This is a genomic window from Candidatus Methanosphaera massiliense (genome assembly GCF_028890305.1).
GTDB lineage: Archaea > Methanobacteriota > Methanobacteria > Methanobacteriales > Methanobacteriaceae > Methanosphaera > Methanosphaera massiliense.
Genome location: NZ_JARBXM010000001.1, coordinates 1621823 through 1638429 on the forward strand (window position 1 = coordinate 1621823; position 16607 = coordinate 1638429).

A 16607-nucleotide genomic window follows, 5' to 3' on the forward strand; every position below is an offset into this window, starting at 1 on the left:
ATTATTGTTGTTTTTTAAGACTGGCTAGTAATGGTTCTTCGAATGATTCATATGATGGTGTTTTGCCAGTGAATATTTCAAATGCTGTTATACCTTGATTTATCAGCATTTTTGTTCCTGGTATTGTTTGTGCTCCGCGTAATTTTGCCTGTTTTAATAATTCTGTTTCTAGTGGATTGTATATTATGTCCATTACTGTTTGTTCTGCAACTATGTTATTTACTTCTATAGGTGGTTCTACGTTATGATTTGGATACATTCCTATTGGTGTAGTGTTGATTATTATATCCATTTCTGAAATTATTTCATTTGTATCTTTAATATCCTGGTATGATATGTTCATGAAGTTAGTCTGATTTCTGAGATTTGATATTAATTTACTAGCATTATCTTTACTTCTGTTTGCAATTGTAAGTGTGTTTATATCCTCATTAATAAGTGTGAATGTTATTGCTTTAGATGCTCCACCAGCACCTATTACTAGTACATTTTTATCTTTTAGGGATGTGTATTCTTTTATTGATTTTACAGCACCCATTCCGTCAGTATTATATCCTTTTGCTATGCCGTCTTTAAAGCTTATAGTATTTACAGCATTGATTTTTCGTGCGGTTTCATCTATTTGGTCAAGATAGGGTATTATTTCTGTTTTATACGGTATTGTTACATTCAGTCCTTGTATGTTCAATGTTTTAGCAGCTATTATCACATGTTCTATATTTTCTGGTTGAACATGGAATGGTACGTATTTATAATCCATATTCATTAATTTATATGCATTATTATGCATTGGCGGTGAAAAACTATGTTCTATAGGATGGCCTATTACTCCAGTTATCAGAGTTTTTCCAGTTATCATGATTAATCTCCTAAATCTATAATCTATTGTTAAAATTCTTATAGTATAAAATTTATATCTATATATTAAATTATAGAATAATTTAATCTCTGTTTAAATAATCATATAATCTACTATTTAATGTTATGGTTATATAAGTGGATGTTCTGTTATTCTGGATTGTTTTGTAATAATATAGTTTCAAAGGGATTAATCACTGGTAATATTACTATCATTTTATCTAATGGTTAATACTTGAAAGGATAATATTGCAACACTAATTATATTAGTTTATTTATCCATGCAAAAAGAATAAAAGATAGTAAAATAATTTTTTCATGTGTAAGTATTCTAGTGTAGATAAACATGTAATAATAATTTTTATGGGAAATAATAGCAATTGTTATTATTGATTTGGAGTAATAAAGTATGGATTTTAAAAAACCAAGAGGAACACGAGACTTCTTATTCGATGAAATGGAAGAACGTAAATATGTTGAAAATACTATACGTAGTGTAGTTGAAAGTTATGGATTCAAAGAAATAAAAACACCAATATTTGAGGATTTAGAATTATTCACAACAAGATCTGGTGAAGGGATAAAAGATGAGCTTTACCACTTCCAAGATAAGGGTGGAAGAGATTTAGCATTAAGACCAGAAATAACTGCAAGTGTAGCTAGATTATATAATAATAACCTCCAAAGAGAAGCAAAACCACTTAAAATGTACTATTTTGGTAGTTGCTTTAGATATGAACGACCACAAGCTGGAAGATACAGACAATTCTGGCAGTTTGGTATAGAAGTAATTGGTGGAACTCCAATATACAATGAGGCAGAAATCATAGCAATGGCAAATGATGCATTAAGTAAAATAAATATACAAAACTATGAAATAGCAATAGGACATTTAGGCATTATAAAAGGAGTTTTATCAAAAATAAACATACCATCAGAGATACAGACACAGATAATTGCAAGTATTGATAAGCAAGACTATGAATTACTGGACAAACTATTAACAGACAATAATGTAACTGAGGAATATAAAACAATAATCAATGACTTAATTAATGTTAAAGGCAGTCGTGAAGATTTAGAAGCATTTAAATCAACACTAAAAAATATACCTGAAAGTTATGAGGCTGCAGAGGAACTTAATAATATACTTGAAACATTAGAAGTATTTGGATTTAATGATTATACTGTTAATTTATCTATTGCAAGAGGTCTTGACTATTATACAGGATTAGTATTTGAAATTTATGTACCTGATCTTGGAGCAGAAAAACAGATAACCGGTGGAGGAACATACAACCTAATGGGATTGTTTGATGCTGAGGAAGTTGAATCTACTGGTTTTGCATTTGGATTTGACAGGATTATGGAAGCATACAAGAGACAGAATATTCAACTGCCTGAAAATGATTCACCAAGAGTACTTGTTATACCTGTGAAAAAAGAGTTTAAAAACGAGGCTATATTAATTGCACAGCAGCTTAGAAGAGAAAATATTATAGCTGATATAGATCTTAAAGGTAAAAAACTTAAAAAGAATCTGTCCTATGCAAACACTCATAAATTCAACAAAGTAATCATGATTGGACAAAAAGAAGTTGAAGATAATGCAGTGACACTCAAAGATATGGCTAGTGGAGATCAAGTAACAATACCACAAGATGAATTAATCACAAAAATACAGGAATAAGGAGTAACACCAATGATAAAACCTAACTTTAGGCATACAATCAATGGAAAAAAGCTGGCAATAGGAATAGCACAGGACTATAAAACTGGAGAAATACTAATGGCAGCATATATGGATGAAGAAGCTTATAATAAAACCGTGCAAACAAAAAAAGCACATTATTATAGTACAAGTAGAAACAAAATCTGGTTTAAAGGGGAAGAATCAGGACACATACAACAAGTAAAAGAGATATACCTTGATTGTGACAAAGATGCTATTCTTCTAAAAGTAGAACAAATTGGTGGAGCTTGTCATACAGGACACTACTCCTGCTTTTACAATAAATTATCAGATGATGGCGAAACTATAACCGAAAAAGAGGACAAAGTATTCGACCCAGACAATGTATACAACCACTAGGAGGATGAGTATTCTTGACAAAATTAGTACCAGATACTAGTATAGTAATAGACCAACAAGTAAGTAGAATAGTACAGGAAGAATACGAAGGTGCAGAAGTACTTATACCCGAGGCTGTACCATCAGAAATAGAAAATCATGCAAATAAAGGAAAAGAAATAGGATATCAAGGTTTAGATGAACTAAAAAAGTTAAGACAGCTCAGCGAAGAGGGAATAATAACACTAAGCTATGTTGGAAGAAGACCAAAACTAGATGAGATATCAATTGCTAGTGGTGGAGAAATCGATGCAATGATAAGAGATATTGCAAGAAAGTATCATGCAATACTACTAACAAGTGATAAACTACAAAAAGAAGTAGCAGAAGCACAGGGTGTTGAAACATACTTCTATAAAAAAGAGCCAGAACATGTCCCAACAAAAATAACAGAACTAGAAAAATATTTCTCTGATGATATATCCTCAGTTCATCTAAAGGAAAATACCACACCAATAGCAAAGAAAGGTACACCTGGACATGTGGAATTAGTTGAACTAGACTATGTTCCCCTAAGATACCGTGACATGAATAGAATATCTAAAGAAATCATAGAACAATCAAAGATTAGACATGATAGTTTTATTGAAATAGATAAGAAAGGAGCAACAGTAGTACAATTTGGTGATTTAAGAATAACAATAGCTAGACCACCATTCTCTGATGGACTAGAAATAACTGCAATCAAACCAGTGAATCAATTAGACCTTGAGGATTACAACATCACAGATAAATTACTAGAAAGATTATCTAATGATGCAAAGGGAATACTAGTAGCAGGTTCACCTGGAGCTGGTAAATCTACATTTGCACAGGCATTAGCAGAGTACTACTACTATGACATGGAACAGATAGTTAAAACCATGGAATCACCAAGAGACATGAATCTTGACGATAACATAACCCAGTATGCACCACTAGAAGGTGATATGGAAAATACTGCAGACATCCTATTACTTGTCAGACCTGACTTCACAATATTTGATGAAGTACGTAAAACAAGAGACTTTGAAATATACTCTGATATGAGATTAGCTGGAGTGGGAATGATAGGAGTAGTTCATGCTACAAGAGCAATAGATGCTGTGCAAAGATTTATAGGACGACTTGAACTTGGAGTAATACCTTCAGTTATAGATACAGTAGTATACATTGAAGACGGACAGGTAGAAACAGTATACTCCATAGAACTAACAGTCAAAGTACCAACTGGTATGATAGAAGCTGATCTTTCAAGGCCGGTAATTGAAATCAAAGACTTTGAAACTGAGGAGTTATTCTATGAAATCTACACATATGGTGAACAGACCATTGTAATGGATATTAACAAGGCTTATAATGATAAAGATGTAGAGGAAGAAGAAAAAAGTCCTGTTAGTAAAATTGTTGAAAGAGCTATTAGAAAAGAAGTTAACAGAGTATCACCTAATGCTATTATGGAAGTATCACTTATATCTGATAAACGTGCATTACTAGAAGTTGACCCAGATCATACTGGTGCAGTAATTGGTAAAAATGGTAGAACAATTGCTCAAATAGAAGAGCGTGCCGGTATTAGTATTGATGTTGAAGAATTAGAGTTAAAAGATATTGATAGTAAAATACCAATTAATGTTAATGTGTCTGGTAATTATTTATCTCTCAACTTTAAAAAAGAGGATATTGGAGATAGCTTCGATATAATTGTTGAAGATGAGTATCTGTTCACAGCTACTGTTGGTAAAAAGGCAAATATTCGTCTTAAAAAGGATATTGAAATGGCTGAAATTATTATTAATGCTATGAAGAAAGATGAACCAATATATGCTAGACTACGTAATGAGGATTTATACTAATAGGAGAGTTAAATATGAAAATAAGTGTATCTACTTTAGGATTATATCCTGCTAAGATTGAAAATGTATTAAATTTTGTTACTGAGCAGAAATTAGATTATCTTGAAATTATAAATGAATATCCTTATAACTCTGTTACTAGTGATGATTTAAATTCATATGATATTGGATTAAGTATTCATGCTCCCATGTCTGATGTTAATATATCATCTCATATATATAAGATTAGAAATATTTCCGTTGAACTAATGATTGACTCATTTAAAACAGCAAATAAGTGGGGGGCAGATAGAGTTGTAGTACATCCAGGTTCCATTCCCGTGATGGCTCTAAAATATCCTGAGAAGATATTAAAATATAATATAGAATCATTAATCAAATGTCAAAAAGCAGCAGAGGATTATGGTGTAATGATGTGTGTTGAAAACATGCCTCTTATTGAAAGAGCATTATACACTAATATTGAAGCATTATTTGATGATGTTGATAGTAAGCTACATTCCGGTATAACAATGGATGTCGGTCATGGACATAACAATGGATTTACAGAGGAGGAAATGCTTCAATCAGATAATATTCACCATATACATCTAAGTGATAATGATGGATCATATGATATGCATGACGCACTGGGAAGTCATGATATTGATTTTCCCAAAATATTTGATATTCTCAAAAACAAGAAATATGATGACATATGCGTTATCGAAGTAAATACACTACACGATGTCTATAAAAGTATAGATTATCTTAAAAAAATCAATGTATTATAATAAAAACAGGATGTGAAAATTAAATGTACTCATTACTAACAACAGATAAAGTAATCGTTAAAGATGAAAATGCTCATAATCTATATAACAAACGATTTTATGGTAATCTAACTGAATCAGGACTTGAATTATCATATATTGAAGCATTATTCTTATTAAATAAAGGAAAAATTGAAATATATGACTCTGATGAGAACCCTGTAACAAGGGAAAAACTTACAGATATTATACGAAAACAGAATGATTATCCACATTATCTTGTATACAAAGATCTTCGTATACGTGGATATATTATCAGAACAGGCTTTAAATATGGAAGTGACTTCAGAATATATGAAAGAGGTCATTCACCAGGTGACGGTCACTCAGCTGCCCTAGTAAAAATATTATCAGAGGTAGAATCAATCAGGGTAAGAGATTTCTCAAGTTATGTTCGTGTAACTCATGGTGTACGTAAACAATTACTACTTGCTGTTGTTGATAGTGATTATGATATTACATACTATAATGTATCATGGACTAGACCATAAAAAAATAAAGTTTTAATTAAATGAATAAAAATATGAAAAAAAGGAGTGTGTTAAAAGTGAATATGATAGACCCATGGGGTTCCTCAATTATTGATTATGAAAAGTTAACTGAACAATTTGGTATAAGACCATTCTCAGAAGTTGTGGATGATATAGATAATCCTAGTAAACTAATGACTAGAGGTATTATTTTTGGACAGCGTGATTATAAACAAATAACTAATGCCTTAAAAAATAATAAAGAATTTGCAACTATGACTGGTATGATGCCTAGTGGACGTATGCATATAGGACATAAAATGGTTGTAGACCAACTAAAATGGTACCAAGAACAAGGCTCAGATATTTATGTTTCCATTGCAGATATGGAGGCATATGCTGCCAGAGGTATTAATAAAGAAAAAGCAAGAGATTTAGCATTAAATGAATACATTGTAAACTATATTGCATTAGGTCTTGATGTTACAAGAGATAATTTTCATCTATACTTACAATCAGAAAATGATGATGTTAAAAACCTTGCATATATATTAGGAAAAAAGGTTACATTCAGTCAAATGCGTAGTATTTATGGATTTGATAACAGTGCTAATGTAGCACATATTTACACGCCATTACTACAAGTTGCAGATATATTACATCCACAATTAGAAAAATATGGTGGACCAAAACCAGTTATTGTACCTGTAGGACCAGATCAGGATCCTCATATTCGATTAACAAGAGATTTAGCATCAAAATTTAATGAGGAATATGGATTTATTGAACCATCAGCAACATTCCATCGTTTTATGACTGGATTAACTGGTGAAAAGATGAGTAGTAGTAAACCTAAAAGTGCTATTTACTTAACAGATACTATTAAAGATGCTACTAAGAAGGTTAAAAGTGCAAAGACTGGTGGACGAGAAAGTCTAAAAGAACAGAAAGAACTTGGTGGACATCCTGACCAGTGTTCAATCTATGAATTACTTGTATATCATCTTATTGATGATGACAAAAAACTAGAAGAAATAAGAAACAAATGTTTATCTGGAGAAATTGTCTGCGGTAACTGTAAACAATGTGCTAGTGAATTATTAACCGATATGTTTGAAGATATAAATTCTAAACGTGAAGAAGCACAGAAAATTGCACAAACACTACTCAAATAGAAAAATATAATCTGAATAAATCTATCATATTCAATAACATCACTAACCCCCAAATCTTTTTTTACAATACTACAACAAAAACTGGAGTCTACTTTTAATTAATCCATTAATAAATAGTGAATATACTATTTTAACTTAATATCCTTAATAATTATAAATATTAATTTTAATATAAATATTAGATATATTTATACAGAATTTCTATGAATTACAGAAAATAACTAGTAATTAACGATATAATAAATCTATAGATAAAATAAATAATAAGCAGGATAATTAATAATAAGTGTATTTATAGAAATTAGATAAATAATTAAAAATTTATGGAATGAAAACAAATGGCTGAAGAATTAGAAGAAATCTGGACTAATTATGATAGACAAACCGTGTTCAATTACGTGGAAACTAGATTACACCATTACCTATTTACAAAAATATTCAAAGATGAAGCAGAAATAATGAGTAAAATCATTGAAATTTCTGAAAGAGAATTAACAGGATTTAAAGTAAATTACTACCTTAACATACCTGAAACACGTGATTTAATACAAAACTTTTCCAAACTAGAAAAAGAATTAGAAGGAAAAGATGTAACACAAGAACCATACTCTGAAATTCTTAGTGTAATTAAATACATGTTTGAACATGTGAAAAATAATGATGTTAATAAAATCAGTAATAAAAACTTTGATGAAGACAAACTTAACATTATCAATGATAACCTTTTAAAAAACAAAAAAGAAATGTCAAAAATACTTAAAAAAGATTTATTTAAAGATATTGAAACTCCTGATATTATTGACATTAACTTATTAGAAGATGCATGTAAAAATACTGATAAAATATACAATTTAGCAAGAGTTTATGAAGTATATGATGAATTATTTGTATTCCCAAGTAAAATGGAATTATATAATACTATTACTAATGAGATTCTTGTAGCAATGAGTAATGATAAATTATTCGAATTATATGTATTACTTAACACCTTAGAAGTTCTTGAAACAACAAAAGGTACTATTACCTTCCAAAAAGCTGGTGTTCGTGAATTAACTGAGTACTACTACCAAGTAGAAGAAAATAATATGGAACACACAACAGTAATGCAAATATTCTTCCACGATTTACCAGAAGAATTAGATGCAAAATTCAAACCAATCCTAAAATATCCATACATTTGTCTACGTATGAAGAACTCTGTTAAAGCACGTAACCTCACACGTACAAGTTACTTACTACTAGAAATTGAAAGAATTACTGATAATCAGATAAAATACAAATGTAAAGCAACAGAAGATATACGTAACATCCTCGTGGTATGGGACCATAGGTTATTCAATGATGAAAAATCACACATTAAGGTATTAGACTATAAAACATTACAAATGGGATTAAATAAATCATTTGGTAACATATTCAAATTCCCTAATATTGAAAATGTTGATGCTATTCTTGAATACTTACCATACTTTGAAGATACTAGTAATGAATTTGTAAAAGTTGAAAATGGTCAGAGATATTACGATGATGAAGCTGACTTCTTTAAAGATGATTTATATCAAGAAAATATTTACAAAACTTTTGATAATCTTAAAGATTGGGAAGAAAAAGGATGGAAGTACATTAATAATCATGAATTAATTAAAAGAGTTGATCTTTTAACAATTATGAAAATTGTATATCTTATCATGCAAAAAGAGAATACTAGACCAGGATTCCTTGGTAAACTTATGGAAGATGGTACTGTTCTTACAATTCTCAGGAGACTTAAAGAGATTAGGGATGTTAATGAAAGTGAGATTACTGAATTATACTCACCATATAAAAAACTTAAATGTTGTCCTATTCATGACCCTGATTTCTATGCTGAGAAAGAAAAAGAAATGGATGATCTTTTATCTAGAAAAGCAGATGATGTTGAAGAATAATCTCCTCCCTCTCTTTTTTATTATTCGTTAGTATAATTAAAGTATTATTAATCTATTATAAAGCTATTTTTAATAACTATTTGATAAAAAGTATTACTTATTTAATTTAACATATAAATAGCAGTATTACAAAAACACGATTTATACTAGCCTAAACTCAATGATAATAAGAATAAATGATTATTAATAATATTAAACAACTGTAATAACGATATAAAGAAAGATAAGGTCAAATAAGTATTATTAATCAAAACGTTTATATAGAACAAAATATAAAATTTTTAGTATAAAATTAATAATAACAATTTTATATAAAGTATTACTTATTGGTATTTTTAATATAAAATAGTAATAATTTATTTATCATCATAAAAGATTAAAAAAAATATTTTTTAATCGTGATTAAATCGGTCATTACACGATTAAAAAATAAGGTGTGAACAAAAAAATATTATCAGTATAAATTATCTAAAAAATAAGTTATACTAATGTAATTTATTTTTTTCAACTATTAAAAAATTTTCTAAATTTTTTTATTTTTTCTTTTTTTTCACACTATTAATCTTTTTTTATTTTAGAATAAAAACATGAAAAGGAGATTTAAAATTGCATATACCAGATGGTTTTATCTCAATTCCACTTTGTATTGTTTTATATGTAATAGCAATAATTTTCATATATCTTTCAGCAAAATGGAGTAGAGAACATTTAGACGAAAAATATATACCATTACTCGCAGTATTAGCTGCAGGAATATTTGCAATAATGTCATTTAACTTACCAGTACCTTTCGGTTCTAGTGGACACTTATTAGGAGCAGCATTAGTAGCAATCATATTCTGTAGTCCATACGCAGCAATATTAGTATTAACAGTAGTATTAATAATTCAAGCATTATTCTTCGGAGACGGAGGAATCACAGCATTAGGAGCAAACATCATAAACATGGGAGTTGTTGGTGGATTTGTAGGTTATTACGGATTCAAATACCTCAAAGATATAATTGGAAAATATCAAAGTATATTTGTATCTTCATGGGCAGCATGTTTCATAGCAGCATTAATAGCAGCTGTTGAAATGTCAATAAGTGGAACATTCCCGTTAGAATTAGGATTATTCTACATGGGTGGATACCATGCAATGATTGGTATTATTGAAGCAGTGATTACTGTAATCATTATTAAAGGTATCGAATCCTCCAGACCTGATTTATTAGCTTGGAATCGGAAAGAAGGTGAATAAAGATGGAAACTAAACAAGTTTACATAGCAATATTTGCAGTAGCATTAATCATATGTATCTTATCACCATTTTTAGCTTCAAGTGCTCCTGATGGTTTAGAAGCTTCTGCTTATCATATTAACCCGGCATTAAATGATGCTGCTCAAGTAATTAGTCCTATCATGCCAGATTATACTCTTGAAGGTATGGAAGATAATCCTTTAGTGGGTGTAGGATGTTTAATAGTAGGAGCTCTTATTTCTGTAGGTTTAGCATACGGAGTATTTTATCTAGTTTCAAATAAAAATGGAAATTAAATAAAATTCCCCTCCAATTTTTTTTTAAGAAATCATATATACTAATAAATTTTTGGAATAATCGATTTCTAGAAGATTATATTATCTATTATTAACAAATATACATATTATTAAATTGAGGAACATACTATGGTTGGTGTTGAAGAACTAAAAAAACAGGATTATCTTTCTAATCAAGATAGCATACTACACAATATTGATGGTAGAATAAAACTTATTACTCTAGTACTAATCATTGTATATGCTGTATCTTCACAAAATAACTGGGTATTTTTAACTTTAGAAGTTTATTTATTATTATTGGTTATTATTTCAGGTATTCCTCTAAAAGATGCTATTATCAGAGTTCTTTTAATATTACCTTTCGGATTTTTCATTGCGATTTTTCAACCGTTTATACATCCAGGTCAAATATTATATACATTACCTTTAGGAATTCATGTAACATTAGAGGGTCTTCAATTTGCTGAATTATTAATGTATAGATTAACTATAAGTATAACAGCAATAGTATTATTCTCATACATCACGCCAATGAATGATATAGCAACTGCATTTAGGAGATTACATTTTCCAAGTGAATTTGCAATGATTTTTTCATTATTTGTCAGATTCATATTCCTATTTTACGATGAACTCTCCAGTATTAGACAAGCACAGGCAAGTCGTTGTTTTGATATAAGTGGCAATACACCATATAAATGGAGAATCAAACAAGTTGGAAATCTTTTCCTTATGATGTTTTTAAAAGCATATGAACGTGGAGAAACAGTTTTTAACACTATGGCAAGCAGAGGATATAACTCTGAAAGTACCCTTTATACATCAAATGATAAAATTTCCACAAATAGTATATTGTACATATCAATACCCATCATTATTATGATTATATTATCCGTTTTACAGTATATTTCAATAATATAATACTTCTTTTCTATTTTTTTAATATTTATTCAATATTTAGACCATACTCTTATTAAAATAAAAATACATATAGTATAAATATAGATTACTTTAATTAATTTATTGACTTCTAATAATAAAGAGGGATAAAATGAAATCAATAATAAATCTAGAGGATATGACTGTAAAACAAGGCAGAACTGGAACAATCCACTTTACAGTTACAGACGAAAACAATAATAACATAAATGGAAAAACAGTGATAAAATTTAATCAAAAAACATTTCTAACTGGAAAAGTTGTTGATGGTCTGTTTTCAAAGGAATGTGACTTTTCTGATTTTGGAAATGATTCATATGAAATGACTGTTATATTTGCTGGAAATGATACGTGTAATGCATCTAAAGCTGATGCAATATTATATATTGATAAAAGTACTTCCAGATATGGAGACAATGGTAAATTAAACTCTAAGATTATTATCAATGATCTTAATGTTAGACCTGATCGACTTGAAAATATGGCATTCAAAGTAAAAGATATGGATAATAATCCCGTATCAGGTAAAGTAACAGTTAAACTAAATGATAAGACATTTATCATGGGACATGTTGTTAATGGTCTGTTTTCAGAAAAAATTGATTTCTCAAATTTACGAAATAAGGCATATAATATGACTGTATTATTTGCTGGTAATAAAAAATGTAATCCCTCAAGTACAAGTGTAAAATTATTTGTTAAACAAGATAAAAAATTTTTAAGGGCTAATAAAATGGATTCTAAAATTGATTTAAAAGATTTTACTGTAAAAAAAGGTGCAAAGAAGAGAGTTGAATTTACGGTAACCGATGAAAATGGTGAACCTGTTAGTGGTAAAGTTGTAATGAAAATAAATAAGAAAACTTTCCTACGTGGAAAAGCTGTTGATGGTGTATTTTCAGAGGAAGCTGATTTTTCTAATTTAAATAATGATTCATACGACGTGACTGTTTTATTTGGTGGAAATATGGATTGTGATCCTGCTTCTGTTGATGTTAAGTTATACATTGATAAAACTAAGGATATTGAATTAAGTATCCAGGATATTCAAAATGCTAGTTACAGATTATGCAAATGGATTGAAATCAATAAAAGATTACCTGGTAAAATAGCTATCAACAAGGAAAAAATTACTATTGGTAGTTTATTAAGTGTTTTAACTAATACTATTAAAAATATTGGTGATAACAATACAGGCATAGTTGTATCTGGAAGAGCTAAAACTCCTAAGGTTTCAAGTGAGAGTATTACGGAAGTAGAACTTATTCCATTTGATGATTATATGGATATTGTTGAAAAAGTTAGTAGTTATATTGCAGAAAATAGAGAAGCTCCTTCAACTATTGAGAGTAGTTATGGTAATATCGGCTTTATGAATTTAGTCTATACTTCTGCTAAGATAGTTGCTAATAGTTCTTCTACTGGACTTTTATCTTCTGTATATGTAAGACCTTGGAAGAAAATCATAGCTAAATAATCCTTTTCTCTTTTTTTTTAATTGTATTTGATTAGTATCCTTATTTTAGAGAATATAATCTTAAAACACGATAAAAATAGTCTTTTTTTGAATAATAATTTTATAAATAGTTTACATGAAAAGTAGTGCATTTAATAAAAATAATATGTTATAAAAAAAAATCAAATGTGACTATATAATTTTATTATATAGAAATTATATGTTCACAATTTAAAATATATTGTTTTGTGGGTACAATTAAATATTTAGTCTTTCTAGGATATAAATAATTTTACTAATATGGTAAATTTTACATTAAAAACATTAAAATTAATTTAAAACATGCTTCCACACAGTAATATTACTATTTTTTGATAATTATTCTTACTATATCATGATCCATTAACTCATGGTCAAGTCCGACTTTTTGTCCAGGGAACTTTACAGAATCTCCCCATACCTTAGCATATTTAAAGTTCTTTACAAAATCCCTATGTAATTTTCTTGCAACATCTTCTACTGTTGAACCTCTACGGATAATTAATGGTTCTTCCATATCAGCCTTTTTTCCCTGAGGTTTAAGATATAAACGAATTAAATCTAAGTCCACAAATATTCTTTCCTTTAATTCTTCCATCTTTATACCATCATCTGCTGATACAAACAATGCATTTGGTAATTTTTTTCTTAATTGTGCTAATTGTTCATCAGTAGCTAAATCTATTTTGTTAACCACAATTGTCATTGGAATGTATGCTCTGTTTGGTTCTAATGCATCGATGAATCTGTCAATTGTTACATCCTCTCTTAGTACAACATCTGCACTATGTATTCCGTATTCACTTAGTATGGAATGTATTGTTTTTTCATCAATATGTGTTTGTTCCACTGTGGATATTATGTTTAATCCACCTCTTTTCTTAGGAGATACCTTTACATTTGGTTTTTTCTCGTTCGGTCTTACACCAATATTTCTAACTTCTTCAAGTATTACATCCATGTGTTCTGGCTGAAATACATCTAAAACCATGATTATTAAATCTGCATTACGTGTAGCAGATAGAATTTCTCTACCTTTTCCTTTACCTTTAGATGCTCCTTTAATGATTCCTGGTATATCTAATATTTGTATTTTAGCATCTTCATACCTCATTATTCCCGGAACTATATCCAGTGTTGTGAATTCATATGCTCCTACTTTAGAGTTTGCATTTGTTAAGTAGTTTAATATGGTTGATTTTCCAACTGATGGAAATCCAAGTAATACTGCTGTTGAATCTCCACTTTTTCTAACAAGGAATCCTTCACCTTTAGTACTTGAACTGTTACGTTTTTCTATTTTCTCTTTTAATTGTGCTATTTGAGCTTTTAATTTACCTATATGGTGTGATGTTGCCTTGTTTTTCTGAGTATGTTTTATTTCTTCCTCTATCTCTTTTATTCTATCCTCTGCTGACATATTCTCACACTATAAGTTTTTTCTTATTCATAGTTTTATTTTCTATGAATTTTTTTTTTGAATTAATCTTTTATCAATGCTCATCTAAGATGTATAGTATCTTATCTTAGTGATTATTGTCTTAATAAGTATTTTATTAATTTAAGATAAAAATTAGTATTCATAAAATTAATATATATTTATATTTGTTTTTATTCTTTATTAATTATTTTATTAACTTCACAAAATATTTATACTTCAATTAATAGACAATTGTATAGGATAAAGAATTTTTTTTGAATTAAATTTCAATAAATATTTTAAAATATTATAATATTTATAATATTTATATATTTTAGTTAAATTTTTTTAATTTATGAGAAATATAACTGTATTTTTTAAACAATATATATTATCATGATAAAGGGGAGAATCATATGGTATATACTATTACAATGGAAAAGGAATTAGAGGAACAATTAGAGGATTTAAAAAAATCTAATTTAAAAGAATATACTATTTTAATTAGAAAAATAGATGAAATGAAAAATTACGCTGATGTATTACAGAATCATAGACGAATATTTAATACATTTAGTAAACCATTACAGAATTATAAATGGATAGATATTAATGATAAAATATTAATATTCACTACTGATATTGAAAATAAGGAATTACACTTATGTGAATATATTCCACGTGAAGAAGTGTTTCAATAAATAACTGTGGAAATATTAATTCTAATTACATTAATACATTTCAAACAATTTTTGTAATAATAAAGAAAATTTAAGTAAAAATAGGGTAATTATATAAAAGAGTCTTTTTACATATATATAATTGTACCCACAGAACATATAATTAAAACTTGTGATTTCTTATAACAAGCATTTCACTTATTATAACCTTTCACAGTTTTGTTTTCTTTTTATTTGATTTACTTTATAAATATACTTTTTTTCATAGATAATTACGCGAAGAATATGAGAAATTATAAATCTTTTTAATAAATTTAAAGTAATAATTAATAAAAATAGCGTATATTTTAATAAGTAGTTTTAAAAAACTATTACTATATTATAATTAACAATATTATTTATAATAGAAAAAATTCATATCTCAGAAAAGTAATATCTAAAAAACATTTCTAATTAAAGTGTAAAGGACCTCACTTATAATTTAATATATTAATTATTATAAGTTGAGGATTATTTTTTTTTAAATTTTCAATTAATTTTTCAGCATATGCTAACTTTTTTTTCTTAATATCATCAGCATGAACTAGCATATTATTTATTTCAGGTCTTGAATATTTTGTTATAATTTCACCAAAATCCATTCCTGCAAGAATTATTTTATTCATATTAAGACCATATGTTGCTATATGTACTGCCCTATCACCATCAGTAAAACCACCATAATTTTCAAGTAAATCATGTGCCTCTGACTGTGATGTAGGAATTATATTTTTTAGCAGTGGTACATATTGGTTTATTTTCTCAATATTATCACCATGCGCATGCACATATAATATTGATCCCTTTTGGTTTGCTTCTACTATACTATCAATACTTCCATCAAGATCTGTTACAATTATTGTTGGAATAATATCTTCCTCAAGGAGTGCAGTAGTTGCACCATCAGCAGCAATTAAACAATAGTCTTTGATATTAACCTTATTTTTAATAAGAGCTATATGTTTTTTTATTGAAGGTCCTGCTCCAAAAACAATACATTGATTAGGTAGATGTAGATTACCTATATTAAATTTACCTTTTTTTCTAATTTTATCATTAAGTAGTCCAGCTGATTTCTCATCTGAAGATTTATCAAAACCAAAATCATCACAAATAATAGGATACCATTCATCCCAATCATTATATACTCTTGTCATAAAATCACAACAAATAAATTAGTTATACTTATAATTTTTATAAAAAGTAATTAATTAAGTTTATAACTACTAAATTCTCCTATACTACATATTAAAAAGAATGACGTACATAAATATAAATATAATA

General features: G+C 28.2%; 15 protein-coding genes. 12 read left to right on the forward strand and 3 right to left on the reverse strand.

Features of this window, described 5'->3' with window-relative positions; genetic code table 11:
* Position 1: 1 nt before the first annotated feature.
* Entirely contained in the window at positions 2–859 is an 858-nt protein-coding gene (gene aroE, locus OTK55_RS07805; RefSeq protein ID WP_274871654.1) for a shikimate dehydrogenase, read from the reverse strand.
* Positions 860–1267: 408 nt separating this feature from the next.
* Here aroE and hisS point away from each other — a divergent pair, with 408 nt between their 5' ends.
* The 11 genes from hisS (at position 1268) to OTK55_RS07860 (ending at position 13166) form a co-directional block, all read left to right on the forward strand.
* Positions 1268–2548 (forward strand): histidine--tRNA ligase, encoded by a 1281-nt coding sequence (hisS, locus tag OTK55_RS07810; protein WP_274871655.1) that lies wholly within the window; start codon positions 1268–1270, stop codon positions 2546–2548.
* Between the two features lie 12 nt (positions 2549–2560).
* Positions 2561–2950: a phosphoribosyl-AMP cyclohydrolase gene (gene hisI, locus OTK55_RS07815; protein WP_407652430.1), complete on the forward strand. Its 390-nt coding sequence runs from the start codon at positions 2561–2563 to the stop codon at positions 2948–2950.
* A 14-nt stretch (positions 2951–2964) separates the two neighbouring features.
* Positions 2965–4824, forward strand: coding sequence for a PINc/VapC family ATPase (locus OTK55_RS07820; RefSeq protein WP_274871656.1), 1860 nt, complete (start codon positions 2965–2967; stop codon positions 4822–4824).
* A gap of 14 nt (positions 4825–4838) precedes the next feature.
* A complete protein-coding gene (locus tag OTK55_RS07825; protein WP_274871657.1) occupies positions 4839–5597 on the forward strand; it encodes a sugar phosphate isomerase/epimerase family protein in 759 nt (252 codons plus the stop codon).
* A 23-nt stretch (positions 5598–5620) separates the two neighbouring features.
* Entirely contained in the window at positions 5621–6127 is a 507-nt protein-coding gene (endA, locus tag OTK55_RS07830; RefSeq protein ID WP_274871658.1) for a tRNA-intron lyase, read from the forward strand.
* A gap of 62 nt (positions 6128–6189) precedes the next feature.
* On the forward strand, positions 6190–7281 hold the full coding sequence (locus OTK55_RS07835) for a tryptophan--tRNA ligase (protein ID WP_274871794.1): 1092 nt from the start codon (positions 6190–6192) through the stop codon (positions 7279–7281).
* 338 nt (positions 7282–7619) lie between these two features.
* On the forward strand, positions 7620–9209 hold the full coding sequence (locus OTK55_RS07840; RefSeq protein WP_274871659.1) for a DUF6508 domain-containing protein: 1590 nt from the start codon (positions 7620–7622) through the stop codon (positions 9207–9209).
* 606 nt (positions 9210–9815) lie between these two features.
* The gene (gene cbiM, locus OTK55_RS07845; protein WP_274871660.1) at positions 9816–10451 is read left to right on the forward strand and encodes a cobalt transporter CbiM; all 636 of its coding nucleotides are present in this window, start codon (positions 9816–9818) and stop codon (positions 10449–10451) included.
* 2 nt (positions 10452–10453) lie between these two features.
* Positions 10454–10747: a PDGLE domain-containing protein gene (locus OTK55_RS07850; RefSeq protein ID WP_274871662.1), complete on the forward strand. Its 294-nt coding sequence runs from the start codon at positions 10454–10456 to the stop codon at positions 10745–10747.
* Positions 10748–10876: 129 nt separating this feature from the next.
* On the forward strand, positions 10877–11671 hold the full coding sequence (gene cbiQ, locus OTK55_RS07855; RefSeq protein ID WP_274871663.1) for a cobalt ECF transporter T component CbiQ: 795 nt from the start codon (positions 10877–10879) through the stop codon (positions 11669–11671).
* 130 nt (positions 11672–11801) lie between these two features.
* On the forward strand, positions 11802–13166 hold the full coding sequence (locus tag OTK55_RS07860; RefSeq protein ID WP_274871664.1) for a carboxypeptidase-like regulatory domain-containing protein: 1365 nt from the start codon (positions 11802–11804) through the stop codon (positions 13164–13166).
* Positions 13167–13509: 343 nt separating this feature from the next.
* Here OTK55_RS07860 and OTK55_RS07865 read toward each other — a convergent pair whose 3' ends face one another.
* Complete coding sequence (locus tag OTK55_RS07865) at positions 13510–14604, reverse strand: OBG GTPase family GTP-binding protein (protein WP_274871665.1); 1095 nt, start codon at positions 14602–14604, stop codon at positions 13510–13512.
* A gap of 416 nt (positions 14605–15020) precedes the next feature.
* On the opposite strand from OTK55_RS07865, the gene OTK55_RS07870 reads away from it, so the two are divergent.
* Positions 15021–15305, forward strand: a complete 285-nt coding sequence (locus OTK55_RS07870; protein ID WP_274871667.1) for a hypothetical protein — start codon at positions 15021–15023, stop codon at positions 15303–15305.
* A 449-nt stretch (positions 15306–15754) separates the two neighbouring features.
* Here the strand turns inward: OTK55_RS07870 and OTK55_RS07875 are convergent, their stop codons facing one another.
* A complete protein-coding gene (locus OTK55_RS07875; protein WP_274871668.1) occupies positions 15755–16480 on the reverse strand; it encodes a 6-hydroxymethylpterin diphosphokinase MptE-like protein in 726 nt (241 codons plus the stop codon).
* Between the last annotated feature and the right edge of the window lie 127 nt (positions 16481–16607).